Source organism: Pseudonocardia sp. ICBG601, from assembly GCF_020496245.1.
On record NZ_JAHLJA010000044.1, the window covers coordinates 13,305 to 37,559 of the forward strand.

A 24,255-nucleotide genomic window follows, 5' to 3' on the forward strand; every position below is an offset into this window, starting at 1 on the left:
CACCCATGAGCCCCGAGCAGCCACCCCTCACCGCGTTCGGCCCGGACTTCCCCTTCCCCTACGACGACTGGCTGGCCCACCCGGCCGGTCTCGGCCGGGTCCCACCGGACCGGCTGGGGTCCGAGGTCGTGGTCGTCGGGGCCGGGATCGCCGGGCTCGTCGCCGCCTACGAGCTGATGCGCATCGGGCTGCGGCCGGTCGTGTACGAGTCCTCGCACCTGGGTGGACGGCTGCGCTCACAGCCCTTCGAGGGGGCCGACGGGATCGTCGCCGAGCTGGGCGGGATGCGCTTCCCCCGCTCCTCGACCGCGTTCCACCACTACGTGGACCTGCTCGGGCTGGAGACTGCGCCGTTCCCGAACCCGCTGACCGAGGCCGCCGGCAGCACGGTGATCGACCTGCACGGGCGGACGTACTACGGCCGGACCCTGGCCGACCTGCCGCCGTTCTTCACCGAGGTCGCCGACGCCTGGGCGAGCGCGCTGGAGGAGGGCGCGGGCTTCAGCGACCTGCAGCAGGCGATCCGCGAGCGCGACACCGCGCGCATCCGGGCGCTGTGGGCGGAGCTCGTCGAGGTGTGGGACGACCGCACCTTCTACGACTTCGTGTCCACGTCGAAGGCGTTCTCCGACCTGTCCTTCGCCCACCGCGAGGCGTTCGGCCAGGTGGGGTTCGGAACCGGTGGCTGGGACTCGGACTTCCCGAACTCGATGCTGGAGATCCTGCGGGTGGTGCTGACCGGCTGCGAGGACGACCAGCAGCTGGTCGTCGGCGGGGTGGAGCAGGTGCCGCAGGGACTGTGGACGCGCACCCCCGACGACCTGGTGCACTGGCCCGCCGGGACCAGCCTGTCGTCGCTGCACGGGGGCGGGACCCGCCCGGGCGTCGCCCGGCTGCACCGGCTCGACGCGGACACGATCCGCGTCACCGACGTCTACGGCGGCATCCGCGACGTGTCCGCAGTGCTCACCACCTGCCAGAGCTGGCTGTTGTCCACCCAGATCGACACCGACGAGTCGCTGTTCGGCCAGGACGTGTGGATGGCCCTGGACCGCACCCGCTACATGCAGTCGACCAAGACGTTCGTGATGGTGGACCGGCCGTTCTGGCGGGACATCGACCCGTCGACCGGCCGCGAGGTCATGTCCACCACGCTGACCGACCGGCTCACCCGCAGCACCTACCTGTTCGACAACGGACCGGGCCGGCCCGGGGTGATCTGCCTGTCCTACTCGTGGATGAGCGACTCGCTGAAGATGCTGCCGTACCCGGTGGAGAAGCGGGTCGAGCTGGCGCTGGGCGCGCTGCGGCGGATCTACCCGTCCGTCGACATCGGGGCGCACGTCATCGGCGACCCGATCACGGTGACCTGGGAGTCCGACCCGCACAGCCTGGGTACGTTCAAGGGCGCCCTGCCCGGCCACTACCGCTACAACCGGCGGATGTACTGCCACTTCGTGCAGGACGACCTGCCGGCGGCCGAGCGCGGGATCTTCATGGCGGGCGACGACGTGTCGTGGACCCCGGCCTGGGCGGAGGGTGCCGTGCAGACCGCGCTCAACGCGGTCTGGGGGATCGTCGCGCACCTGGGCGGGGCGACCCCGCCGGAGAACCCCGGCCCCGGGGACCGGTTCGCCGAGCTCGCGCCGCCCGCGCTGCCCGGCTGATGCGCGTCGCCCCGCCGGGCCCGGACCGGGCCCGATACCCCGTGGGCATCACGTGATGCCGTAGTGGTGTTGGACCGGTATCGGTGCGGGTTCCTACCGTCTCCGGCAACCCCGCCGGAGGAGGACACCGATGTCTGAGAGCGTGTTTGGAAATTCTAGTGGGTTGAGGGTGTCGTGTGTTTCTGCTGGCGGGTGGCGGGGTATCCACGGGCGATGCGGCGGGTGATGGTGTTGATCGCGGCCCAGCGGATCATGGCTTCGGATGTGGTGGGGTGGCGTTCGTAGTCTCGGGCCAGGCGTCGGTGTGCGGTGAGCCAGGCCAGGGTCCGTTCGACCACCCACCTTCGTGGGAGGACGGTGAATCCGCGCTGCTCGGGTGGCTTGCGGATGATCTCGATCGTTGTCTGCAGGATCGTGGCGGCCCAGTCGAGCAGTCGCCCGGCGAAGTCGGCGTCGGCGTAGACGAACCGCACCCTGGTGCGCAGGTAGAGGTTGAGCAGGATCGGCTTGGCGCCGTCGCGGTCCTGTACCGAGGCCGAGCACACCATCGTGGTCAGCAGCAGACCGAGGGTGTCGGTCACGATGAACCGTTTCCGTCCGCCTGTCTTCTTCCCGGCGTCGTAGCCGCGGGAGTCCTGGCCGACGGTGTCGGCGCCCTTGACCGACTGGGAATCGATGATCCCCGCACTCGGCTCCGGATCACGGCCCTCGGCGATACGTAACTGCCCCCGCACGACCGGGAGGATCTTCTCGGTGACCTTCTGCTGTTCCCACTGGTTGAAGTACCAGTAGACGGTCTGCCAGGGCGGGAAGTCCACCGGCAACGCCCGCCAGGCACACCCGGTCCGCACGACATACAAGATCGCGTCCAGCACGTCCCGACGAGCATGAGCAACAGGCCGCCCCCGCCGCGCGAGCGGCGGTAACAACGGCTCGATCACCACCCACTGGGCATCACTGGTGTCCGAGGGGTACCGGCGCGGTCGTTCCTGCATGCCGACCACGATGGAGCACCCCAGCCGTGTCGACCATCCCGACACACCCACCATTTCCAAACACGCTCTGAGAGCGACCTGGCCCCGAGTACCGGGAGGACCCCGACCCGCGCGGCCGGGCGGCGCGTGCCGACCCGCTTCCTCGTGCTCGGGCTGATCTTCATCATCACGGCGGTCAACTACGCCGACCGCAGCAGCCTGTCGATCACCGGCAGCACCATGCAGGACGAGCTCGGCTTCGACTCCGTGCAGCTCGGCTACATCTTCTCCGCGTTCAGCTGGGCCTACGTCGTCGGCCAGCTGCCCGGGGGGATCCTGCTGGACCGCTACGGTGCCCGGCGCATCTACGCGGTCAGCATCGCGCTCTGGACCCTGGTGACGTTCTCGATCGCGTTCGTCGGCCTGGTCAGCATGTCGGTGCTCGCCGTCGTCTCGGTGATCTTCGGCCTGCGGGTGCTGCTCGGGCTGTTCGAGTCGCCCGCGTTCCCGGCCAACGCCCGGGTGGCGACGACCTGGTTCCCCACCGCCGAGCGCGGCCGCGCCTCGGCGGTGTTCAACTCCGCGCAGTACTTCGCGACCGCCCTGTTCGCCCCGCTCATGGGCTGGGTGACCTCGGAGTTCGGCTGGCGCTGGGTGTTCGTCGGGCTCGGGGTGCTCGGCTTCGCGCTGGCACTGCTGTGGCTGCGCTGGATGTTCCCGCCGGCGTCGCACTCGCGGGTCACCTCCGACGAGCTGGCCGTCATGCGCGACGGCGGCGCCCTGGTCGACCTCGACCGCGCGACCGACGACACCTCCCCGCGCGCCCGCTCCGCGCTGAGTCCGGCGACCATCCGGGAGATCTTCTCCTCCCGTGCACTGTGGGGCGTCTACGTCATGCAGTACGCGGTCAACGCGCTGACCTACTTCTTCATCACCTGGTTCCCGGTCTACTTGATCCAGGGCCGCGGACTGTCGCTGCTCGAGGTCGGGTTCGTCGCCGCGCTGCCCGCGCTCTGCGGCCTGCTCGGCGGCCTGGCCGGCGGGTTCCTCTCCGACGGCATGCTGCGCCGCGGCCGGTCCCTGACCACGGCCCGCAAGCTGCCCTCGGTCGTCGGGATGGCGCTGGCCACCGCGATCGCGCTGTGCAGCCTCACCGACAGCACCGTACTGATCGTCGCGCTGATGACGATCGCGTTCTTCGGCAAGGGCCTGGGCGCCCTGGGCTGGGCGATCACCACCGACATCGCGCCGCGGGAGGCGTCGAGCTTCGTCGGCTCGACGATGAACGCCTTCGGCAACATCGCCGGGATCGTCACCCCGATCGTCATCGGCTACACCGTCCAGACCACCGGCTCCTTCGACGTCGCGCTCTGGTTCGTCGCGGCACACGGCGTCGTCGCGTTGGCCGGGCTCGCCCTGATGGGCACCATCCGGCGCATCCACCTGACGACCGTCTGAGCAGGGCACCCGGCCGGGGCCCGCTGCGCGTGCGGCGGGCCCCGGCCGCGTCGTTGCTACCTTCCGCGCATGGCCTTCACGCTCGAGCAGCTGCGCGGCTTCGTGACCGTCGCCGACGAGCTGCACTTCGGGCGGGCCGCGGCCCGGCTCTCGATGACCCAGCCACCGTTGAGCCGCCAGATCCAGAAGCTGGAGCGCGCCGTCGGCGCCCAGCTGCTCGACCGTGACAACCGCAGCGTCGCCCTGACCCCCGCCGGGGCCGCGTTCCTCACCGAGGCCCGCCGGCTGCTCGCCCTCGCCGAGGCCGCACCGGGTCTGGCACGGCGGGTGTCGTCGGGGTCGGCCGGGCTGCTGCGCATCTCCTTCACCGCCGCGTCGGCCTTCGGCGGGCTCGGCGCGCTGCTCAACGCGTTGTCCGGGCACCTGCCCGACGTCGAGCTGGTCCTGTCCGAGCGGGTCACCCGCGACCAGGTCGCGGCCCTGCACAACGAGGAGATCGACCTCGGGATGGGCCGCCCGCCCGTCGACGCCGACGTGTTCGACTCGCGCCTGCTGTCCCGCGAGGCGGTGCTCGTCGCACTCCCGGCGGGGCACCCGCTGCTCTCGGCCGGGCGGCCGCTGACCGGCGCCGACCTCGCCGGCGAGCCGGTGATCATGCACTCGCCGCTGGAGGCGCGGTACTTCTACGACCTGGTCGTCCGGCTGGTGCACCTCGACCACCAGAACGTCGTGCACACCGTCAGCCAGATCCTCACGATGCTGTGGCTGGTCGAGGCGGGGCGCGGACTGGCGTTCGTCCCGGCCTCGGCGCGGCGGCTCGGCATCGACGGTGTCGGGTTCGCCGAGCTGGCCGTCCCCGCCGACGTGCCCGCCGACCCGGTCGAGCTGCACCTCATCTGGCGGCGGGACTCCCGTAACCCGGCCCTGTGGTCAGCCCTGCGCGCGCTCGGCGATGTTCCTGAAGCATCACGCGATGCCTAAGCAGTCCTGTACAGGCATCACGGGCCGTTCCTAGCGTGGGTCTCGCCGTTCCGTGCCGCCGCCCTCGCGGCGCGGCCGCCGAGACACGAGGACGAACCACCGTGGCGACGATGCACCCCGACGAGCTGGCCGGCCGCCTGGCCGCCGGCCTGCTGTCCTTCCCCGTGACCCACTTCGACGACGCGCTGGCCGTCGACGAGGAGCGCTACCGCGCCCACCTGGCCTGGCAGGCAGGCCACGACGTGGCCGGGCTGTTCGCCGCGGGTGGCACCGGGGAGGGCTTCTCCCTGACACCGGCCGAGATCGACCGCGTGGTGCGCGTCGCCGTCGACGAGGTCGGCCACCGGGTGCCGGTGCTGGCCCGGCGACCGGGGGCACCGCCGCGGCCGTCGCCCAGGCCCGTGCCGCGCAGGAGGCCGGCGCCGCCGGAATCCTGCTGTTGCCGCCGTACCTGACCGAGGCGTCCCAGGAGGGGCTGGCCGCGCACGTCGACGCCGTCTGCGCCGCCACCGACCTGGGCGTGATCGCCTACAGCCGGGCCAACGCCGTCCTGGAGGACGTCACCGTCGCCCGGATCGCCGACCACAACCCGAACCTCATCGGACTCAAGGACGGCGTCGGCGACATCGAGCGGATGACCCGCACCTACGCCCGCCTCGGCGAGCGCCTGATCTACATCGGCGGGCTCCCCACCGCCGAGACGTTCGCGCTGCCGCTGCTGCAGCTCGGCGTGTCCACCTACTCCTCGGCGCTGTTCAACTTCCTGCCCGAGTTCGCCCTGCGGTTCTTCGCCGCGATACGCGCGCAAGACCGGCCCGAGGTCTACCGCCTGCTCAACGCCTTCGTGCTCCCCTACACCGAGATCCGGGACCGCCGGAAGGGCTACGCGGTGTCCATCGTCAAGGCCGGGCTGAGCGCCGTCGGCCGCGACGGGGGGCCGCGTGCGCCCCCCGCTGACCGACCTGACCACGGACGAGCGCGAGGAGCTCACCGCGCTCGTCGAGAAGGTCGCGCCGGTCGCGACCGCAGCCTGAGCAGCCACACCCGCACCGTTCGCGAAGGAGCAACCGTGTCCGCAAGCCTCGCCCTGCCCGCATCCGCCCCGGCCGTCCTCGACCGGATCTCCTCGGTCACCCTGTCCTCGGTCACGCTGCCCCTGCCGAACCCGATCTCCGACGCCAAGGTCTTCACCGGCCGCCAGCGCCCGATGACCGAGGTGGCTTTCCTGTTCGCCGAGATCCGCACCGAGGCCGGGTACGAGGGCATCGGGTTCGGCTACTCCAAGCGCGCCGGCGGCCCCGCGCAGTTCGCGCACGCGAAGGAGATCGCCCCCGACCTGATCGGCGAGGACCCCAGCGACATCGGCCGGATCTGGACCCGGCTCGTCTGGTCCGGCGCCTCGGTGGGACGCAGCGGCGCCGCCACCCAGGCGCTCGCCGCGATCGACGTCGCGCTGTGGGACCTCAAGGCCAAGCGGGCCGGGCTGCCGCTGGCCAAGCTGCTCGGCGCGCACCGTGACTCGGTGCGCTGCTACAACACGTCCGGCGGCTTCCTGCACGAGACGATCGACCAGGTCAAGGCCAACGCCACGCGCACCCTGGACGAGGGCATCGGCGGCATCAAGATCAAGGTCGGGCTGCCCGACTCCGCGGAGGACCTGCGCCGGGTCGCCGCCGTCCGCGAGCACCTGGGCGACGGCGTGCCGCTGATGGTCGACGCCAACCAGCAGTGGGACCGCCCGACCGCGATGCGCGTCGGCCGCGCGCTGGAGGAGTTCGGCCTGGTCTGGATCGAGGAGCCGCTCGACGCCTACGACGCCGAGGGCCACGCCGCACTGGCCGCGTCGCTGGACACCGCGATCGCCACCGGCGAGATGCTGACCAGCGTCGACGAGCACGTCCGCCTGATCGACGCGCGCGCCACCGACATCCTGCAGCCCGACGCCCCGCGGATCGGCGGCGTCACCCAGTTCCTGCGGCTCGCCACCCTCGCCGAGCACCGGCACCTGCAGCTCGCGCCGCACTTCGCGATGGAGATCCACGTCCACCTCGCCGCGGCCTACCCGCACGAGCCGTGGGTGGAGCACTTCGACTGGCTGCACCCGCTGTTCGAGGAGCGCCTCGAGATCCGCGACGGCCGGATGTACGTCTCCGACCGTCCCGGCCTCGGAGTCACCCCGAGCGCCCGACTGCGCGAGTGGACCGTCGACAGCGTCACCGTCGACGCCCCGCACTGAGCCCACGCACCCACCCCGAACGAGGAGTACGCATGACCGACGTCGTGAGCGTCGAACCGCGGACCGGCGGGACGGTCGAGGTCGTCGCGCCGGAGACCACCCCGGCCGAGGTCGACGCCCGGTGCGCGGCGGCCGCGGCCGCCGCGCCCGGTCTGGAGGCGCTGGGCCGCGACGGCCGGGCGGACCTGCTCGACACCCTGGCCGACGCACTGGAGGCGCGGCGGACCGACGTCGTCGGCGTCGCGGACCGCGAGACCGCGCTGGGGCAGGCCCGGCTGGACGGCGAACTCACCCGGACCTGCTTCCAGCTGCGGCTGTTCGGCGAGGTCCTGCGCGAGGGCTCCTACGTGGAGGCCACCGTCGACCACGCCGGGGACACCCCGATGGGCCCGCGGCCGGACCTGCGCCGGATGCTCGTGCCGCTCGGCCCGGTCGCCGTGTTCGGGGCGAGCAACTTTCCCCTCGCCTTCTCGGTGCCCGGCGGGGACACCGCCGCCGCGCTCGCCGCGGGCTGCCCGGTCGTGGTGAAGGCCCACGGCTCGCACCCGGCGACGTCCGCGCTGGTCGCGGAGATCCTCGCCGCGGCCGCGTCGCAGGCGGGTGCCCCGGACGGCACGATCGGCCTGGTCCACGGCCTCGCCGCCGGCGCCGCGCTGGTCGCCGCCCCCCAGATCCGGGCGGTCGGGTTCACCGGTTCACCCACCGGCGCGACGGCGCTGATGGAGATCATCGACCGCAGGCCCGAGCCGATCCCGTTCTTCGGGGAGCTGGCCGGGCTGAACCCGGTCGTCGTCACCCCGGCCGCCGCGGCGGAGCGGGGCGCCGACCTGGGCGCGGGGCTCGTCGGGTCGTTCACCCTGGGCGGGGGGCAGTTCTGCACGAAGCCCGGGCTGACCCTGCTCCCCTCCGGCCGGGACGGCGACGCCGTGCTCGACGCGATGGCCGTCGCCGTGCGGGAGGCGCCCGCCCCGGTCCTGCTGAACGAGGGTATCGCCGGGAGCTACCGGAGCATCTCGGCACGCCTGCGCGCGCTGCCCGGGGTGTCGACGGTCGCCGAGGGCGCCCCGGCCGAGACCACCGACGGGTTCACCGCCACACCGCTGCTCCTCGCCGCGGACGGGTTGCACGACGGCCTGACCGACGAGTGCTTCGGGCCGCTCGGCGTCGTCGTCCGCTACGACGGCGAGGCCGCGCTGTCCTGCCTGCTGGCGGAGCTGCCGTCCTCGCTGACCGCGACCGTGCTGCGCGGGGCCGGTGAGACGGAGCTGCCCGGCGCCGTCGCCGACACGCTGCGGCCGCGGGCCGGCCGGATCCTGTTCGACGCGTTCCCGACCGGGGTCGCGGTGTCCTGGGCGCAGACCCACGGCGGGCCGTGGCCGTCGACGAACACCCAGCACACCTCCGTCGGACCGACCGCGATCCGGCGCTTCCTTCGCCCGGTGACCTGGCAGGACGCCCCGGCAGAGCTGCTGCCGCCGGAGCTGGCCGAGGGGCCGGCCGGGCTCCCCCGCCGGATCGACGGCCGGCTGGTCCTGCCGTGAGCACCGGCCCGACGATCGCCTCCGTGCGCGCCGTCCCGGTCGCCGGGCACGACAGCATGCTGCTGAACCTGAGCGGCGCACACGGGCCGTTCTTCACCCGGACCGTCGTGGTCGTCACCGACTCCGACGGCCGTACCGGGCTCGGCGAGGTCCCCGGCGGCGAAGCGATCCGGGCCACCGTCGAGGAGGCCGCCGCGCTGCTGCTGGGCGCACCGGTCGCCCGGTACGGCTCGTTGCTGCACGCCGTCGCGGGCCGCGTCGCCGGCCGCGACGTCGGCGGGCGCGGCCCGCAGACCTTCGACCAGCGGGTCGGCGTGCACGCGGTGACCGCGCTGGAGTCGGCACTGCTCGACCTGCACGGCCGCTACCTGGGCGTGCCGGTGTGCGAGCTGCTGGGCGGGGGCCGACGCCGCGACGACGTCCCGGTCCTCGGCTACCTGTTCTTCGTCGGCGACCGCACCCGCACCGACCTCCCCTACGACGACGGCGCCGGCCCCGCCGACCGCTGGGAGTCCCTGCGCCGGGAGGAGGCACTCGACCCGGCCGCGGTCGTCGCGCTCGCCGAGGCCGCGCAGGAGCGCTACGGCTTCGCCGACTTCAAGCTGAAGGGCGGGGTGCTCGCGCCGGAGGAGGAGCTGGCCGCGGTCCGCGCGCTCGCCGACCGCTTCCCCGACGCCCGGATCACCCTGGACCCGAACGGCGGCTGGTCGCTCGACACCGCCGTCCGGCTGCTCCGCGACGCGCACGGGGTGCTGGCCTACGCCGAGGACCCGTGCGGTGCCGAGGGTGGGTACTCCGGCCGGGAGGTGCTGGCCGAGTTCCGCAGGCGCACCGGGCTCCCGACGGCGACGAACATGGTCGCCACCGACCCGCGCCAGCTCGCGCACGCGGTGCGGGAGCACGCCGTCGACATCCCGCTGGCCGACCCGCACTTCTGGACGATGCGCGGCTCGGTCCGCGTCGCCGGGCTGTGTGAGGACTTCGGGCTGACCTGGGGCTCGCACTCCAACAACCACTTCGACATCTCGCTGGCGATGTTCGCCCACGTCGGCGCGGCCGCACCCGGGGAGATCACCGCGCTGGACACGCACTGGATCTGGCAGGACGGCCAGGCGCTCACCACCGACCCGTTCCGGATCTCCGGCGGCCGGATCGCCGTGCCGGACACCCCCGGGCTCGGCGTGACGCTCGACGAGGACGCGCTGGCCACCGCCCACCGCCGCTACCTCGACCACGGCCTGGGCGCCCGCGACGACGCCGCCGCGATGCAGTACCTCGTGCCGGGGTGGACGTTCGACCCGACGACGCCCTGCCTGGTGCGCTGAGCGGGGGACGGGGACGGCCGTCCCGGCGAGCCCCGCGACCGACCGGGGAGCAGCCGGCCGCGGGGCGCGGGGTCAGGCGCCGGTCGCGAGCCGGTTCTCGGCCGACGCCAGCGGGTCGTAGCTCGGCTCCATCAGCATCTCGTGCAGGTGCCGGCGGCGGACGCCCATGTTGCCGCCGTCGTAGACGGGGAAGCACAGGACGTCCTGCATGATCCCGGCGATCGGCGTCTCGGTGGTGTAGGCGTCCACCCCGACCAGGCGCATCGCGTCGTAGACGACGTCGACCGACCGCTCCGAGGCGTAGATCTTCGTGATGTTCGCGAGCTCGCGGTCCTTGCCCCCGGTGCGGTCGAAGTGGTCGGCCGCCTTCCACGACAGGTAGCGGGTCGCCTCGATGCGGATCTTGATGTCGGCGAGCATGTACCCGGCGTTCTGGTACTCGATGACCGGGTGCGGGCCGGAGCGGCTGTCGGTCTTCGCGAACTCGTAGGCGTAGTCGAAGGCCGCCCGCATCCGCCCGACACAGGCCGCGCCGATCGGCGCACAGGTCCAGGTGAACGCGGTCTTCACCATCTCCATGCCGTCGCCGGGGCCGCCGATCATGTTCGCCAGCGGGACCCGGACGTCGTGGAACTCGACCCGCCGCGAGTTGGTCGCGCGGTGACCGATGGTGTCGAGCATGCCGGTGATCTCCACACCGGGGGTGCCCCGCTCGACGACGACGATCGCGAGCGACTCCTGCGGCGGCAGCGCGGGGTCGGTACGACAGACGACCGAGATGAGGTCGGCGCCGCGGCCGTCGAAGCCGGAGCCGTTGGTGGTGTAGTGCTTGGCGCCGTTGAGGACGATCTCGTCACCCTCGATCCGGGCGAAGGTCTGGACCCCTACCTTCGGGTCGGGCGAGTCGTAGTTCGCACCGCCGGTGACCTCGGTGTAGGCGATCGCGGCGAGCTTGGGCTCGGACCCGCAGAACGCGGGCAGCCACCGCTGCTTCTGCTCCTCGGTACCGAAGTGGACGATCGGGTGCAGCCCGAGGCCGGTGCCGAGGATCGCGGAGGCGACGTTGACGTCGACCCGGGCGATCTCCTCGACGGCGAGCACGAACTGCAGCGAGGTGAACTTGCCGCCGCCGTACTCGGCCGGGATCAGCGCCTTCACGAACCCGGCCTCGGCCATCTGCCGGTAGAACGGCTCGATGGCGTAGAACCGCTCCGCGGGCTGCGGGAACGGCGCGATCGCCGCCTCGACACCGGTCAGGACGGTGTCGGCGAACTGCCGGGCCTGCTCACGCAGGCCGAGCTGCTCGGCGTCGAGGGTGAAGTCCAGTGTCATCGTCGGATGCCTTCCGCTCGGGCCCCGACCCGACCCGGGTCAGGGACGCCGGGCGATCGTGGCCGCCGGAGGCCGCCCCGGGATCGAACCGGTGCGCACCGCGGCCGGTACCGGCGTGCACGGTCCGGCCGGTTCGCGGTCGCCGAACTCCGACGGCAGACAGCCGTGGTGGGCGCGGAAGACCCGGTTGAGGTGGGACAGGTCGGCGAAGCCCCAGCGGGCGGCGAGCTCGGTGAGGGTCCCGGCCCGTGTCGGTGCGGTGAGCTCACGGGTGCACCCGTCGACGCGCAGGGCCATGACGGTGCGGGAGAAGCTGCGGTCGGTGCCCTCGTAGAGCTGGTGCAGCTTGCGGACCGAGATGCCGAAGCGCGCGGCGACCGCCGCGGCCGAGGTGTCGCCGGTCCGCAGGTGCGCCGCCAGGTAGCGGTTGACCGCGGCCCGCAGGCCCGCGTCGAGATCCGCGCGTCCGGTGTCGCGCAGCCGGTCGGAGCCGCCGGCCGGGTCGAGTGCGTCGAGGCCGTTCCAGGTGGACAGCATGGTGGAGGCGACGATGCGGGCCAGACCGGGCGAGGAGCCGTCGTGGGTGGTCGCGGTGGCGGCATCGAGGTCGGCCACCAGCGGCAGCAGCCGGGCGCGGGGCACCCGGAACGACACGCAGCGCCACTCCTGGGACCGGTCGTCGGCGACGAACTCCAGCCCGTACTCACGGGTGGTGTCGAACAGCGCGAAGCCACCCGGCTCCACGACGCAGCGGCGCCCGGCCTGGGTACCGATGCAGTGCCCGCTGATCTGCAGGTTCACGAACACGTGGTCGGTGACGGTGCGGCGCACCTCGGCCGGGCCGTGGGTGATGAGCTGGGTCGCCGACGACACCTCGGCGCAGTTGGTCGCGGTCAGTCTGCTGGAACGCACCCAGCTGCGGATCTCGTGTGCGTACGCCCGCCCGGTCCGCCGGGCGCCGGGCAGCTCCGCGGCGAGCGGGGTGAACGCCTCGCAGATCACCTCGCGCCAGTAGCTGAACTGCTCGCCGGCCGGGCGGTCCTCAGTGGTCCAGTAGCGCACTCGGGGCCTCCTCGACGGCTCGCATCGGCTCCGATGGCGTCGTCGCCGTGAGCCAGGACACTATCGAGGTGGCGCCTCGGAACCCAGGTCCCGGCGGGGGTGCGCGGGGTGACCGAAGCATGACCGCTCCAGGGCACATCAGTGTTTCCGCCGGTGAACTCCGGATCACGGCCCGGCTCCCGCCGGCACGACGCCGCGGCGCCGGTCACGACGTGACCGGCGCCGACGTCCGCGGCCCGGGGGGACCCGGGTCCCCGGCGAGCTCCCCCGCCGCCTCGCCGAGGAGCTCCCGGAACCAGACGTGGTCGTGGTCGTAGGTGTGCACCGGGTGCCACCACAGGGTCTCGGCAATGGGGACGACGTTCCACGGACACGCCAGCACGCGCAGTGCCCCGTTGGTGGCGAGCGCACGGGCGAGGTGCCGCTGCACCATGGTCAGGCGCGAGGTCCCCGCCAGGTAGAACGGCAGCGCCAGGAAGCTCTCGACGACCGCCTCCACCCGGGGCTCGACGCCCTGGAGCTGGAGCTGGCGGACGGCCGCGATGAACCGGCTCGGGCCGTGGTAGGTCAGGACCCACGGCAGCCGCACGACGTCGTCCATGGTGAGGCTGTCCCCGATCTCCGGGTTGCCGCGGTCGGTCAGACAGACCCACTCGTCGGTGAACAGGTCGACCGACGGCAGGTCGAAGACGAACCCGCGCGGCAGGATCATGCCGTCGACCGCGCGCAGCCAGTCGGTGCTCATGTCGCCGTTCACGACGACGGAGTGGTTCTGGAACCGGATCCGGACACCCGGAGCCCGCTCGGCCGCGATCCGGGCCACCCGCGAGCCCAGCACCGCCATCGCGTAGTCCGAGGTCTGGACGGTGAAGGTGCGGCGCGAGGTCGCCGGGTCGAACTCGGCCCGGCTCGTGAACACGCGCTCGACCTCGTCGAGGGCCCGCGACGCGCGCCCGCGCAACGTCCGGGCCAGCGGGCTGAGCTCGTAGGTGTTGCCCGAGCGCACGAGCAGCGGATCACCGAAGTGCCGGCGCAGCCGGCCCAGCGCGGCGGACAGTGCCGGCTGGGAGAGGCCGAGACGGGCGGCGGCCCGGGTCACCGAACGTTCCTCCAGCAGGACGTCCAGTGGGACGAGCAGGTTGAGATCGAGACCGGCGAGGTTCACGACGTCCTCCGCCCTCCGTTCCGATACTCACGACGCCTATTCACGGCGCTGATGGGAGTCATCAGTGATCTCAGCTTCCCTGATGAGCTGCACAGGTCGCAGAGTAGCTGGAGTCACATCGGCGAGGAGGCCACGGATGAGTCGCACCCACCCGGACCCGGGACCACCCCGGGTCGAGGACCTCGGTGGCGGGCTCTTCGCCTACGTCCAGCCCGACGGCGGCTGGATGATCAACAACACCGGCTTCCTCGTCGGCCGGGACGGTGTCGTCGCCATCGACTCGTGCTCCACCGAACGACGCACCCGCGCGTTCCTCCACACCGTCGGTCGTCACTCGTCCGCACCGGTCCGGACGCTGGTCAACACCCACAGCCACCCCGACCACACGGCGGGCAACGGCTGGTTCCCCGGCGCGACGATCGTCGCGCAGGAGCAGACCCGCTCCGAGATGCTGGCCATGGCCGCGCTCCCGCCGCTGGAGGGGGTCTTCGAACCGGTCGACGAGGGCGATCTGCCCGCCGCGCGGCCGTTCCTGACCTACCGCGACGGCGTCACCCTGTGGGTCGACGACCTGCGCTGCGAGGTCACCCACGTCGGCGTCCCGGCCCACACCACGAACGACTCGGTGGTCTGGGTACCGGAGCACGCCGTGCTGTTCGCGGGTGACCTGCTGTTCGCGGGCGGGACACCGTTCCTGCTGTCCGGCTCGGTCGCGGGTTCGGTGGCCGTACTGACCGATGTCGTCGCCGGGCTCGGCGCCCGCACGATCGTGCCGGGTCACGGCCCGGTGTGCGGCCCGGAGGTCATCGGACGGACGCTCGGCTACCTGCGCTTCGTCCAGGACGTCGCGCGCCGGGGCGTCGAGGCCCGGGGTCAGCCCGCTGGAGGCCGCCCGCGGCACCGACCTCGGTGAGTACGCGGACTGGCTGGACAGCGAGCGGATCGTCGGCAACCTGCACCGCGCCTACGCCGAGGAGCGCGGCGCCGAGCCGGGAGCACCGATCGACGTGCCCGGCGCCTTCGCGGACATGGTCGCCTTCCGGGGCGGACGCCTCCTGACCTGCCGCGCCTGACCGGCGCGGCGGCCGCGTCACCGACCACCACGTCGGCTACGCGGCCCTCCCCCACCCGCACGGCGGCCCGACCACGGCGCCGCCACACCCGACGGAAGGAACCGTTCGTGGCCGTCCCCTTCGCCCTCGCCACGGTCGCCGCGGCCGACGGCGGTGAGCGCCCCGTGCTCGTCGCCGACCCGCTGGGCGACCCGCGCGTGCGCGACCTCTCCGACCTCGCACCGACGGTGCACGCCCTGTTCCGGGACTGGGCAGCCGTCCTCCCGACGCTGGACGGGCTCGCCGCCACGGCCGACGCGCCGCTGGACCCCCGATCGCTGCGCGCGCCGTACGTCCCGGGGCAGATCCTGCAGGCCGGCGCCAACTACCGCACCCATGTCGTCGAACTGGCGGTGAAGCACGCCGACGGCGACCGGCCAGAGGACGAGGTCCGCGCCGAGGCCGCCTCGATGATGGACCGCCGCAGCGCCGAGGGCGAGCCGTACTTCTTCATCGGGCTCCACTCGGCCCTCACCGGCCCCTACGACGACGTCGTGCTGCCCGCCTACTCCGAGCAGCACGACTGGGAGCTGGAGCTGGCCGTGGTCATCGGCCGGGAGGCGTTCCACGTCGAGCCGGGCGACGCCCTCGACCACGTCGCCTGCTACACGATCGCCAACGACCTGACCACCCGCGACCTGGTGTTCCGCCGCGACATGCCCGCGATCGGCTCCGACTGGTTCCGCGCCAAGAACGCCCCCGGGTTCACCCCGCTCGGCCCCTACCTGGTGCCCGCCGGGTTCGTCGCGCCGGACCTGCGGATCACCCTGTCGCTGAACGGCGACACCATGCAGGACGAGTCCACCGCGGACATGATCTTCGACGTCGCGGCGCTCGTCTCCGCGGCGTCGCGGACGGCCCGGCTGCGGCCCGGGGACCTCCTGCTCACCGGCAGCCCCGCGGGCAACGGCATCGCCCACGGCAGGCTGTTGCGCGCCGGTGACGTCATGACCGGCACGATCACCGGCCTCGGGACGCAGCGCACCCGCGTGGTCGCGCCGTGAGCGCCCGGACGGGTCCGGCCGTCGAGCGGGTCGGTGTCGTCGGCGGTGGCGTCGCCGGTCTCGGTGTGGCGATCCTGCTCGCCGAGGCCGGGATCGCCGTCGAGCTCGTCGAGGCCACGCCGGACCTGTCGGCGCTGGGCTCGGGCATCACCCTGCAGCAGAACGCCCTGCGCGTGCTGCAGCGCCTCGGCGTCCTGGACGAGGTGCAGCGCCTGGGCTACGGCTTCAGCTCGCTCGGGATGCGCGCGCCGGACGGCACGCTGCTCGCCGAGGTCCCCGACACCCGCGCCGACGACGGGGGTCTGCCCGCCACCGTCGGGATGTACCGGCCCGACCTGGCCCGGCTGCTCGCGGAGCGGGCCGTGTCGGTGGGGGTCGCCCTGCGCGGCGGCGTCCGGGCCACCGGTCTGGACCAGGACGCGACGGGGGTCGTGCTGAGCTGCTCCGACGGCACCCGCACCCGCTACGACCTGGTGATCGGCGCGGACGGCGTGCGGTCGTGGACCCGCGGCGAGCTCGGCATCGACCTGGAGCCCGAGCCGGTCGGGATGGGGATCTGGCGCGCGTTCACCCGCCGTCCGGCCTCGGTGACCCGCACCGACCTCTGCTACGGCGGCGCGGCGCACATCGCGGGCTTCTGCCCGACCGGCGAGGACAGCCTCTACGCCTACCTCGTGGAGGACGCCCGGGACCGCAGCACGCTCGGCCCCGAGCAACGGCTGGCCACGATGCGCGAGCTGGCCGAGCACTACCACGGCCCGTGGGACGAGATCCGCGACGACCTCGTGGACCCCTCCCGGGTCCACTACACCTGGTTCGAGTGGCACCTGCTCGACGGCCCGTGGCACCGCGGCCGCACCGTCCTCATCGGCGACGCAGCGCACTGCTGCCCGCCGACACTCGCCCAGGGCGCGGCCCAGGCGCTGGAGGACGCCCTCGTCCTCGCCGAGCTGCTCACCACCCGCCCCGCTCTCGACGACGCCCTGTGGGCGGACTTCGGCGCACGCCGGCTGCCTCGGGCGCGCGCGGTCGTCGAGGGCTCGGTGCAGCTGTGCCGGTCGCTGCGCGACGGCGACCAGGCGGGTGTCCCACAGCTGATGGGCCGGATGAGCGCGCTGATCGGCCAGGCCCCGTGAGCGCCCCGGGTCCGGTCGTCGACGTCCACGCCCACTGCCTCGTCGGCGCGGTCGAGGAGCTCGTCGCCGGTCGACCCGAACTCGCCGAGCAGCAGGCGCTCGACGTGCTCCGCAGCGGCGCCGACTCGCTCGGCCCGACGGCCGCGATGATCCGTGTCGCGCTGCCCGCGCTGACCACCGTGCCGCGCAGGCTGGCCGACATGGACGCCGCGGGCGTCGACGTGCAGGTCGTGTCGCCGTCGCCGTCGCACTACCACTACTGGGCGGACCCCGAGCTCGCCCGGGCCGTGTGCGGGGCCGCGGGACAGGGGGTCGCCGACGTCGTCGCGCAGGCGCCGGACCGGCTCGTCGGGCTCGGCCTGGTCCCGCTGCAGCACCCGCAGCTGTGCGCGGACGCCCTCGACGAGGCGCTCGACCGGGGGCTCAGAGGGGTCGAGATCTCCTCCGCCGCTCCCGGGGTCGAGCTGTCCGACCCCCGGCTGGCCGGCTTCTGGGCGCGGGCGGAGCAGACCGGCGCGGTGGTGTTCCTGCACCCGTTCGGTTGCTCGCTCGACGAGCGCCTCGACCGCTTCTACCTGTCCAACACCGTCGGTCAGCCGGTGGAGAACGCCGTCGCGCTCTCCCACCTGATCTTCGCCGGGGTGTTGGACCGGCACCCGGTCTGCGCGTGCTCGCCGCCCACGGCGGCGGCTACCTGCCGACCTACCTGGGACGGTCGGACCACGCCTGGCAGGTACGGCCGGAGGCCCGGGGATGTGCCCTGCCGCCGTCGTCCTACCTGAAACGCCTGTGGTTCGACTCGCTGGTGCACACCCCGGAGGCGCTGCGGGCGCTCGTCGCCGCCGTCGGCGCCGACCGGGTGCTGCTCGGTTCCGACCATCCCTTCGACATGGGCGTGCCCGACCCGGTGGCCCGCCTCGACGCCGCCGGGCTCCCGCCCGGCGACCGCGCCGCCATCGCCGGCGGCACCGCGCAGACGCTGGGGCTCGTCCCCGGGAAGGACTCCTGATGACTCCGCCCACCCCACCGACCACGACCACGGCACCGGCCGCCGAGCGCCTGATCACCCACCTGCGCCATGTGGACCTCGCGGTCCCCGACCTGGCCGCCCAGCAGGCGTTCTACACCGGCGCATGGGGGCTCACCGAGGTGCACACCGACACCGGGCTGTCGTTCCTGGCCGCCGAGGGCAGCCCCGAGCAGTACATCGTCCGGCTGCGCGAGGCCGCCGACAAGCGCATCGACCTGATCGCCTTCGGGGCCGCGACCGCCGCCGACGTCGACACCCTGGCCGCCCGGCTGGGCCGGGCCGGGGTACGGCTGGTCTCCGAGCCCGGCGCGGTCCCGACCCCCGGCGGCGGCTACGGCTTCCGGTTCTCGACAACGAGGGCCGCACCGTCGAGATCTCCGCCGACGTCGCGATGCGCACGCACCGCAGGATCGAGGAGGGCGAGTCCATCCCGGTCCGGCTGTCCCACGTCGTGATCAACTCGGCGGACCCGGAGGGCACCGTCGCCTTCTACGAGCAGCACCTCGGGTTCGCCCTGTCCGACATCCTGACCCACCCCCCGGATGGGCCACATGATGTGGTTCCTGCGCTGCAACGCCTGGCACCACAGCTTCGCCGTCGCCCGCTGCCCGCACCCGTCGTTGCACCACACGAGCTTCGAGATGCGCGGGCTCGACGAGTACATGCGCGGCACCGGGCGGCTCCTGCGTGCCGGGGTGGAGAAGATCTGGGGGCCCGGTCGGCACCTGGCCGACGACAACACCTTCTCCTACTTCCTCGATCCTCAGGGCAACACCGTCGAGTACACGACCGAGCTGCAGATCCTCGACGAGGACACCTGGCACCCCGGGCTGCACGACTTCACCGACCCGCAGGTCTCCGACCAGTGAGCCTTTTTCAACCTGACGTTTGTGCTGGTCAGGTAGCTGTGATCATGAGGGTCTGGACCGCGGCGACGAGCTGGGTGGCCTGGTTGGGGCTGGAGCGGATCTTGCGGAGGATCTTCCAGTTCTTCAGCTCGGCGTTGACCCGTTCACCGGGTGCCCGTCGTCGGGCGTGGGCGGCGTTGACCGCTTTCTGATTCGCTGACAGGGGCCGGTACCGGCCGGTGTCGAGGTCGCGGCGGCGGCGTCGGTGGGGGACGGTGATCGCGGGCCCGCCGCCTTGGTAGGCGGTGTCAGCGATCGCCCGCACCCCGGCGGTGTTGACCGCGTCGATGATCCCGTGGGCGCGGGCGGCACCCATGTCGTGCCGGGCTCCGGGTAGCGGTGGGGAGATCCACACCAGCCTGCCGACGGGGTCGGCGATGACCTGCACGTTCAGGCCGTGGCACTTGTGTTTGCCGGAGTAGAACGCCCGGTCGTAGCCGGATGTCATGCCGACCCGGTCGATACGCAGCAGCGTGCCGTCCAGGATCACGAACGCCTTCCCAGCGGCGACGGTGATGGCCTGTTCCAGGGTCGGGGCGAGCGCGGCGAGCAGACCGATCGCCTCGGTCAGGTACCGGTACACCGTCGCGGTGCTCACCGCGAACCCGCAGGCCAGGGCAGCGTAGGTCTCGCCCTTACGCAGGTAGGCGAGCACCAGCAAGGCCTGCCGACCGGCTGAGAGCCGGCGCCAGCGTGTTCCACGCTGACGCCGATGCCCCCGGAGAAGATCAGCAAGATCACGGACGCTACGGCTGGACACGTTCATCCCGGATGGGTAGGACAGCACACGGGGCTCCTGGCAGACGACGGTTCGACACCCATCCGTCTACCAGGAGCCCCACCCCGGCCGGCCTTCACGCCCCTGACCAGCACAAACGTCAGGTTGAAAAAGGCTCAGTCCCGCCTGGACCGTCCTGACCTTCGCGGGCCTCGGTGTCCTGCTCGCCCTCATGGGGTGGGCGGGACGCCGGCACGCGGCGGGCCTCGGCGCCGTCCCGGGGATGCCCGCCGAGCTGCAGCGGCACCGGGTGGCGGTCATCCGCCGCGGTGCCACGGCCTGCCTGGTGGTCGGCGTCGCGTTCGTCGTGGTCGGGGTGCTGGCACCGCTGCTGTGAGGCTCATCGGGTCACCAGCAGGTCATCAGCGGGTCAGCAGCAGGAACAGGCAGTACGAGGTGACCAGCGCCAGCACCACCAGCGCGGGCACCACCAGCCGCGGGTCGAGCTCGACGGTCCGGGAGCGCCGGCGCGGCCCCTCCAGCTCGGCGCGGGTCGCGTCCGGGTCGGGCGGGCCGAGGAGGTCCGAGATCCGGAAGCGGCGCTCGACGTCGGAGGCGGCGTCGACGCCGTGCAGCAGCTCCGCGGGCGGGCCGCAGGCCACGATCCGGCCGTGGCACAGGATCGCGACGACGTCGGCCAGCTCTCGGGCCAGCGCGACGTCGTGCGTGGTGACCAGCACCGTCGCCCCCGACCGCTCCTGCTGCTCGCGGACCGCCGTGACCAGCGTGTCCGCGTGCGCGGCGTCCAGCCCGGTCTCCAGCTCGTCGAGGACCAGGACCGGCGCCTCCACGGCGAGGGTGCGGGCGATCGCGAGCCGTTTGCGTCCGTGGGCCGGCAGCTCCGCGGGGAGCGCGTCGGCCCGGTCGTGCAGCCGCACCTCGCGCAGCCGGTGCATCGCGATGCGCTCCACCCGCTCCGCGGACAGACCGCGGCCTTCGAGGGCGTAGGTCAGGTTGTCGTAGGCCGACAGGGATCCGAACAGCGACGACTCGAAGACCGACGGGCCGCCGAACAGCACGCTCATGCCGCGGCGCAGGCGTCGCAGCTCGGTCTCACCGGCCGCGTGCACGTCGACACCACCGACGGTGACGGTGCCCCGGCCGGGCGCGACGAGCCCGGCGAGATGACGCACCTCTTGCCCGAGCCGGACGGGCCCATCAGCACCGTCACGGTGCCGGGCGCCAGGTGCAGCCCGAGCCGGAACAGCACCGGGGTGTCGTCGATCATCGTCGTCACGTCGGTGAAGTCGACCGCCGGCCCGCGGGGCGGCCTGCCGCCGGACACGGGACCCGTCATCGCACCAGTGGACGCCCCGGGCTCCGCAGGCTCGTCTCCCGGCGGTGGTGACTCCCTCTCCCGTAGTGGGTGTCCCTGCGTGCGGAGAGGGCTTACGCCCGGGCGGTCCCTCTAGCCTGCGGTCATGACGCAGGTGCGGAGCCGGTCCACGATGCCGTGGGCCCTGGTCCTGTCGGCCGCCGCGTGGATGCTGACCGCGGTGCTGCTGGCCGTCGCGTGGGCCGGGCTGCGGCCGGAGCCGACGGTCGACGAGGACACGGCGAGCACGCTGGCGGGCCAGGGCGCCCCGGTCGTGGCGTCCGGGGCGACGGCGCCGTACCCGACCTGGCTGCTGCTCGTCCTCGCGGTGCTGCTCATCGCGGCGGGCGCCGCCCTGGCGCTGCGCCGCCGCGTCGCCCGTTACCCCGCGGTCGTCCTGTCCGTTGTGTCGGTGGTGCTCCTCGCCGTGGCGGGGCGCTGGGAGACCATCCCGGCGATGGCCCTGCTGGTGGTCGGGACCGTCCCGCTGCTGACGCCCTCCGCGCTGCGACACCTGCGCTGAGCGACCGAAGGGAGACCTCGTGGCCGTCCCGGGGTTCGACTGGTTCTCCGACCGCGTGGACTGGGTCAGCCTGGTCCGCGGCGCCTCGCTGGCGTTCAGCGTGCTCGTGATCGGCGGGCTCGCCGCGCCGCTGGGCTCGCAGATCCCGGTCGTCGGGCCGGCCTGGCTGATCATCACCGCGATCGTCGCGTTCGTGCTGGCGGGCTACCGGATCGGCGACGCCGTCGACCCGCGGGTGCACGGCGCCGGCGCGGCCGTCGCCGGGTACCTGCTCGTGCTGCCGCTGGTGGTGCTGGGCACCGGTGGGCTCGACCCGACCCAGCTCGTCCTCACCCTGCTCACCGCCGTGGTCATGGGCGCGATCGCCGGGCATCTCGCGGGCCGGAACCGGGACCGCCGCACCGTGTGACGACGCGGCCGGCCGGCGACCGCGCCGCACCCGAGCGGGGGAGGAACCACCCTCTCGGGAGGGATGCCGGGTCACACAGCGTGCCGACACGATGCGGGCTGCGACGGCGGGCCACGCCCGGCGCCGCTCCACCCACTCTCGAAGGGGAGAGCAGCTCGTGTTCCCAGGGACCCATGCGCGCACCCGGCCCGACCACCCGGCCGTGGTCCAGCCCGAGACCGGCGCCACCACGACCTACGCCGAGCTCGACGACCGCTCGCGCCGGATCGCCCACGTCCTGCGCGACGCCGGGCTGCGCCGCGGCGACCACGTCGCCTTCCTCTCCGACAACGCCCCCGAGGTCTTCGAGATCTACTGGGCGGCGATGCGCTCGGGCCTGTACATCACCGGCATCAACCACCACCTCGCCGCGGACGAGGCCGCCTACATCGTGGACGACTGCGGTGCCCGGGTGCTGTTCGTCTCGGCCGCGAAGCGCGAGCTCGCCGAGGCGCTCGTGGCGCGGACCCCCGGCGTGGAGCGCCGCTTCGCCTTCGGGGGAGCGGTCGAGGGCCACGAGTCCCTCGGTTCCGCGATGGAGCTCGCCGCCGACGGGCCGCTGCCCGAGCAGCCCCGCGGCGCGGACATGCTCTACTCCTCGGGCACCACCGGACGCCCGAGGGGCATCAAGCCCGCGCTGCCGACGATCCAGGTCGACGAGCCCGGTGACCTCTACACCGCGGTGTTCGGCCCGATGTACGGCTTCGGCGAGGACACCGTCTACTACTCGCCGGCGCCGGTGTACCACGCCGCGCCGCTGCGCTTCGGCGGCATCGTGCACGCCCTCGGCGGGACCGTGGTGATGGCGCAGAAGTTCGACGCCGAGGCCGCGCTGGCGCACATCGCGCACCACCGGGTGACCCACGGCCAGTTCGTCCCGACGATGTTCGTCCGGATGCTCAAGCTTCCCGACGCCGTCCGGACGTCCTACGACGTCTCCTCGCTGCGGGTGGCCGTGCACGCCGCCGCGCCGTGCCCGGTCGACGTCAAGCAGAAGATGATCGACTGGTGGGGCCCGGTCCTGTACGAGTACTACTCCTCGACCGAGGGCAACGGTGTCACCTTCATCGACCCGGCGGCGTGGGCGGACAAGCCCGGCTCGGTCGGCAAGGCAGGCCTCGGCGTCATCCACGTCTGCGACGACGACGGCCGCGAGCTGCCGACCGGCGAGGTCGGCACCGTCTACTTCGAGCGCGACGTACCGCCGTTCGAGTACCACAACGACCCGGAGAAGACCCGTGCCGGCCGCCACCCCGAGCACGACAACTGGTCCACCACCGGCGACGTCGGCTACCTCGACCCCGACGGCTTCCTGTTCCTCACCGACCGCAAGGCATTCATGATCATCTCCGGCGGGGTGAACATCTACCCGCAGGAGGTCGAGGACGTCCTCACCCTGCACCCCAAGGTCTACGACGTGGCCGTCATCGGCGTGCCGGACCCGGAGATGGGCGAGCAGGTCAAGGCGGTCGTGCAGACCCCCGACGGCGTCGAGGGCTCGCCCGAGCTGGCGGCCGAGCTCCTCGAGTTCGTCCGCGAGCGGATCGCCCGCTACAAGGCCCCGCGCAGCGTGGACTTCACCGACCAGCTGCCCCGCAGCGCCACCGGCAAGCTCGTCAAGGGCGAGCTGCGCGCGCGGTACGCGGAGCCGGCCACCGCCTGACGGCCCACGGCGGTCACTCCCCGGGCAGCCGGTCACACACCGTGCCTCCGTAGGGAGTACGGAACCACCCCCCGGGAGCGATGTGACCCCCCTCGCTCCCCGGCCACCATCTGGTCCGACGGCAGCGCCCGGCCCCCGGACGTCTGCCCCTGCACTCAACGAGGAGATCACCATGGGCTTCTTCGCCGACAGCAACGAGGTCGACACCTACATCGGCGGCGTCTTCCGCGCGGCCAACGACCACCCCGAGTCCGGCCCGAAGATGCGTGCCGCCGGCATCAACCTCCGCGTGCTCTACACCGACCCGGACACCGAGATGTGGGTCAAGATGCGTGAGCCGGCGATGGAGGTCCACACCGGCGCCGACGACGACAAGGCCGACATCACCCTGATGATGCGCGCCGACACCGGCGACAAGTTCTGGCGCGGCGAGTACAACCTCGCCGTCGGTCTCGCCAAGGGCGAGGTCAAGGCCAAGGGCCCGGTCAACAAGATCCTGAAGCTGGTCCCGCTGACCAAGCCGATGTTCCCGATGTACCGCGAGCTGGTCGCCGAGAAGGACGCGACCGCGAACGCCTGACCGCCCCGTCCCAGAGC

23 protein-coding genes and 3 pseudogenes are annotated in these 24,255 nt (G+C 72.9%); 19 read left to right on the forward strand and 7 right to left on the reverse strand.

Annotated elements, in window-relative coordinates; all coding sequences use genetic code 11:
- The first annotated feature begins 5 nt into the window (after window positions 1-5).
- The gene (locus tag KPL57_RS16035) at window positions 6-1,667 is read left to right on the forward strand and encodes an NAD(P)/FAD-dependent oxidoreductase (RefSeq protein WP_226352234.1); all 1,662 of its coding nucleotides are present in this window, start codon (window positions 6-8) and stop codon (window positions 1,665-1,667) included.
- Window positions 1,668-1,806: 139 nt separating this feature from the next.
- On the opposite strand, the pseudogene KPL57_RS16040 reads toward KPL57_RS16035, so the two are convergent.
- Window positions 1,807-2,716, reverse strand: a pseudogene (locus tag KPL57_RS16040) (IS5 family transposase); the annotation flags it as partial.
- Window positions 2,717-2,788: 72 nt separating this feature from the next.
- On the opposite strand from KPL57_RS16040, the gene KPL57_RS16045 reads away from it, so the two are divergent.
- The 6 genes and pseudogenes from KPL57_RS16045 to KPL57_RS16070 all read left to right on the forward strand — a co-directional run bounded on the left by KPL57_RS16045 (window position 2,789) and on the right by KPL57_RS16070 (window position 10,182).
- Window positions 2,789-4,099 (forward strand): MFS transporter, encoded by a 1,311-nt coding sequence (locus tag KPL57_RS16045; RefSeq protein ID WP_226352235.1) that lies wholly within the window; start codon window positions 2,789-2,791, stop codon window positions 4,097-4,099.
- A 69-nt stretch (window positions 4,100-4,168) separates the two neighbouring features.
- On the forward strand, window positions 4,169-5,080 hold the full coding sequence (locus KPL57_RS16050) for a LysR family transcriptional regulator (protein WP_226352236.1): 912 nt from the start codon (window positions 4,169-4,171) through the stop codon (window positions 5,078-5,080).
- A gap of 101 nt (window positions 5,081-5,181) precedes the next feature.
- Window positions 5,182-6,114 (forward strand): annotated as a pseudogene (kdgD, locus tag KPL57_RS16055) (5-dehydro-4-deoxyglucarate dehydratase).
- Between the two features lie 188 nt (window positions 6,115-6,302).
- Window positions 6,303-7,316: pseudogene (locus KPL57_RS16060) on the forward strand (mandelate racemase/muconate lactonizing enzyme family protein); the annotation flags it as partial.
- Window positions 7,317-7,348: 32 nt separating this feature from the next.
- Window positions 7,349-8,857 carry an aldehyde dehydrogenase (NADP(+)) gene (locus tag KPL57_RS16065; RefSeq protein WP_226352238.1) on the forward strand — a complete coding sequence of 503 codons (1,509 nt, stop codon included), beginning with the start codon at window positions 7,349-7,351 and terminating at the stop codon, window positions 8,855-8,857.
- Window positions 8,854-10,182 (forward strand): enolase C-terminal domain-like protein, encoded by a 1,329-nt coding sequence (locus KPL57_RS16070; protein ID WP_308187902.1) that lies wholly within the window; start codon window positions 8,854-8,856, stop codon window positions 10,180-10,182. The genes KPL57_RS16065 and KPL57_RS16070 overlap by 4 nt, the downstream gene beginning before the upstream one ends.
- Window positions 10,183-10,254: 72 nt before the next feature.
- On the opposite strand, the gene KPL57_RS16075 is transcribed toward KPL57_RS16070, so the two are convergent.
- The 3 genes from KPL57_RS16075 to KPL57_RS16085 form a co-directional block, all read right to left on the reverse strand.
- On the reverse strand, window positions 10,255-11,514 hold the full coding sequence (locus KPL57_RS16075; protein ID WP_226352239.1) for an acyl-CoA dehydrogenase family protein: 1,260 nt from the start codon (window positions 11,512-11,514) through the stop codon (window positions 10,255-10,257).
- Between the two features lie 39 nt (window positions 11,515-11,553).
- Window positions 11,554-12,576, reverse strand: coding sequence for a helix-turn-helix domain-containing protein (locus tag KPL57_RS69745; protein ID WP_226352240.1), 1,023 nt, complete (start codon window positions 12,574-12,576; stop codon window positions 11,554-11,556).
- A gap of 205 nt (window positions 12,577-12,781) precedes the next feature.
- On the reverse strand, window positions 12,782-13,741 hold the full coding sequence (locus KPL57_RS16085; protein WP_226352241.1) for a LysR family transcriptional regulator: 960 nt from the start codon (window positions 13,739-13,741) through the stop codon (window positions 12,782-12,784).
- 136 nt (window positions 13,742-13,877) lie between these two features.
- Between KPL57_RS16085 and KPL57_RS16090 the strand changes: the two genes are divergently transcribed.
- The 7 genes from KPL57_RS16090 (at window position 13,878) to KPL57_RS16115 (ending at window position 18,892) form a co-directional block, all read left to right on the forward strand.
- Complete coding sequence (locus tag KPL57_RS16090) at window positions 13,878-14,654, forward strand: MBL fold metallo-hydrolase (RefSeq protein ID WP_308187903.1); 777 nt, start codon at window positions 13,878-13,880, stop codon at window positions 14,652-14,654.
- Window positions 14,655-14,921: 267 nt separating this feature from the next.
- Window positions 14,922-15,857: a fumarylacetoacetate hydrolase family protein gene (locus KPL57_RS16095; protein WP_226352242.1), complete on the forward strand. Its 936-nt coding sequence runs from the start codon at window positions 14,922-14,924 to the stop codon at window positions 15,855-15,857.
- Entirely contained in the window at window positions 15,854-16,993 is a 1,140-nt protein-coding gene (locus KPL57_RS16100) for an FAD-dependent monooxygenase (protein ID WP_226352243.1), read from the forward strand. The genes KPL57_RS16095 and KPL57_RS16100 overlap by 4 nt, the downstream gene beginning before the upstream one ends.
- Entirely contained in the window at window positions 16,990-17,775 is a 786-nt protein-coding gene (locus tag KPL57_RS16105; RefSeq protein WP_374203732.1) for an amidohydrolase family protein, read from the forward strand. The genes KPL57_RS16100 and KPL57_RS16105 overlap by 4 nt, the downstream gene beginning before the upstream one ends.
- A complete protein-coding gene (locus KPL57_RS72210; protein WP_374203733.1) occupies window positions 17,661-18,002 on the forward strand; it encodes an amidohydrolase family protein in 342 nt (113 codons plus the stop codon). The genes KPL57_RS16105 and KPL57_RS72210 overlap by 115 nt, the downstream gene beginning before the upstream one ends.
- Window positions 18,002-18,478, forward strand: coding sequence for a VOC family protein (locus tag KPL57_RS16110; RefSeq protein WP_226352244.1), 477 nt, complete (start codon window positions 18,002-18,004; stop codon window positions 18,476-18,478). Before KPL57_RS72210 ends, KPL57_RS16110 begins: the two co-directional genes overlap by 1 nt.
- An 87-nt stretch (window positions 18,479-18,565) precedes the next feature.
- Entirely contained in the window at window positions 18,566-18,892 is a 327-nt protein-coding gene (locus KPL57_RS16115; protein ID WP_264198181.1) for a VOC family protein, read from the forward strand.
- A gap of 28 nt (window positions 18,893-18,920) precedes the next feature.
- On the opposite strand, the gene KPL57_RS16120 is transcribed toward KPL57_RS16115, so the two are convergent.
- Entirely contained in the window at window positions 18,921-19,718 is a 798-nt protein-coding gene (locus KPL57_RS16120) for a transposase family protein (RefSeq protein ID WP_226350737.1), read from the reverse strand.
- Window positions 19,719-19,881: 163 nt separating this feature from the next.
- Here KPL57_RS16120 and KPL57_RS16125 point away from each other — a divergent pair, with 163 nt between their 5' ends.
- Complete coding sequence (locus tag KPL57_RS16125; protein WP_226352245.1) at window positions 19,882-20,046, forward strand: hypothetical protein; 165 nt, start codon at window positions 19,882-19,884, stop codon at window positions 20,044-20,046.
- A 25-nt stretch (window positions 20,047-20,071) separates the two neighbouring features.
- On the opposite strand, the gene KPL57_RS16130 is transcribed toward KPL57_RS16125, so the two are convergent.
- Both KPL57_RS16130 and KPL57_RS69750 read right to left on the reverse strand, forming a co-directional pair.
- Window positions 20,072-20,779 (reverse strand): AAA family ATPase, encoded by a 708-nt coding sequence (locus KPL57_RS16130; protein WP_308187899.1) that lies wholly within the window; start codon window positions 20,777-20,779, stop codon window positions 20,072-20,074.
- Window positions 20,731-21,006 carry a hypothetical protein gene (locus tag KPL57_RS69750; protein ID WP_226352247.1) on the reverse strand — a complete coding sequence of 92 codons (276 nt, stop codon included), beginning with the start codon at window positions 21,004-21,006 and terminating at the stop codon, window positions 20,731-20,733. The genes KPL57_RS16130 and KPL57_RS69750 overlap by 49 nt, the downstream gene beginning before the upstream one ends.
- A 124-nt stretch (window positions 21,007-21,130) precedes the next feature.
- On the opposite strand from KPL57_RS69750, the gene KPL57_RS16140 reads away from it, so the two are divergent.
- The 4 genes from KPL57_RS16140 (at window position 21,131) to KPL57_RS16155 (ending at window position 24,238) form a co-directional block, all read left to right on the forward strand.
- On the forward strand, window positions 21,131-21,547 hold the full coding sequence (locus KPL57_RS16140) for a hypothetical protein (RefSeq protein WP_226352248.1): 417 nt from the start codon (window positions 21,131-21,133) through the stop codon (window positions 21,545-21,547).
- Between the two features lie 19 nt (window positions 21,548-21,566).
- Window positions 21,567-21,956: a hypothetical protein gene (locus KPL57_RS16145; protein WP_226352249.1), complete on the forward strand. Its 390-nt coding sequence runs from the start codon at window positions 21,567-21,569 to the stop codon at window positions 21,954-21,956.
- Window positions 21,957-22,113: 157 nt separating this feature from the next.
- The gene (locus KPL57_RS16150) at window positions 22,114-23,658 is read left to right on the forward strand and encodes an acyl-CoA synthetase (RefSeq protein ID WP_226352250.1); all 1,545 of its coding nucleotides are present in this window, start codon (window positions 22,114-22,116) and stop codon (window positions 23,656-23,658) included.
- 172 nt (window positions 23,659-23,830) lie between these two features.
- Window positions 23,831-24,238, forward strand: coding sequence for an SCP2 sterol-binding domain-containing protein (locus tag KPL57_RS16155; RefSeq protein WP_075308978.1), 408 nt, complete (start codon window positions 23,831-23,833; stop codon window positions 24,236-24,238).
- The last annotated feature ends 17 nt before the right edge of the window (window positions 24,239-24,255 follow it).

What these genes read in the sequence shown, in the direction of transcription:
- KPL57_RS16090 (WP_308187903.1), top strand. Translation starts at nt 13,878, where the DNA reads ATGAGTCGCACCCACCCGGACCCGGGACCACCCCGGGTCGAGGACCTC.
- KPL57_RS16050 (WP_226352236.1), top strand. Translation starts at nt 4,169, where the DNA reads ATGGCCTTCACGCTCGAGCAGCTGCGCGGCTTCGTGACCGTCGCCGAC.
- KPL57_RS16155 (WP_075308978.1), top strand. Translation starts at nt 23,831, where the DNA reads ATGGGCTTCTTCGCCGACAGCAACGAGGTCGACACCTACATCGGCGGC.
- KPL57_RS16035 (WP_226352234.1), top strand. Translation starts at nt 6, where the DNA reads ATGAGCCCCGAGCAGCCACCCCTCACCGCGTTCGGCCCGGACTTCCCC.
- KPL57_RS16115 (WP_264198181.1), top strand. Translation starts at nt 18,566, where the DNA reads ATGGGCCACATGATGTGGTTCCTGCGCTGCAACGCCTGGCACCACAGC.
- KPL57_RS16065 (WP_226352238.1), top strand. Translation starts at nt 7,349, where the DNA reads ATGACCGACGTCGTGAGCGTCGAACCGCGGACCGGCGGGACGGTCGAG.
- KPL57_RS16140 (WP_226352248.1), top strand. Translation starts at nt 21,131, where the DNA reads ATGACGCAGGTGCGGAGCCGGTCCACGATGCCGTGGGCCCTGGTCCTG.
- KPL57_RS16075 (WP_226352239.1), bottom strand. Translation starts at nt 11,514, where the DNA reads ATGACACTGGACTTCACCCTCGACGCCGAGCAGCTCGGCCTGCGTGAG.
- KPL57_RS16125 (WP_226352245.1), top strand. Translation starts at nt 19,882, where the DNA reads ATGGGGTGGGCGGGACGCCGGCACGCGGCGGGCCTCGGCGCCGTCCCG.
- KPL57_RS69750 (WP_226352247.1), bottom strand. Translation starts at nt 21,006, where the DNA reads ATGACGGGTCCCGTGTCCGGCGGCAGGCCGCCCCGCGGGCCGGCGGTC.
- KPL57_RS16110 (WP_226352244.1), top strand. Translation starts at nt 18,002, where the DNA reads ATGACTCCGCCCACCCCACCGACCACGACCACGGCACCGGCCGCCGAG.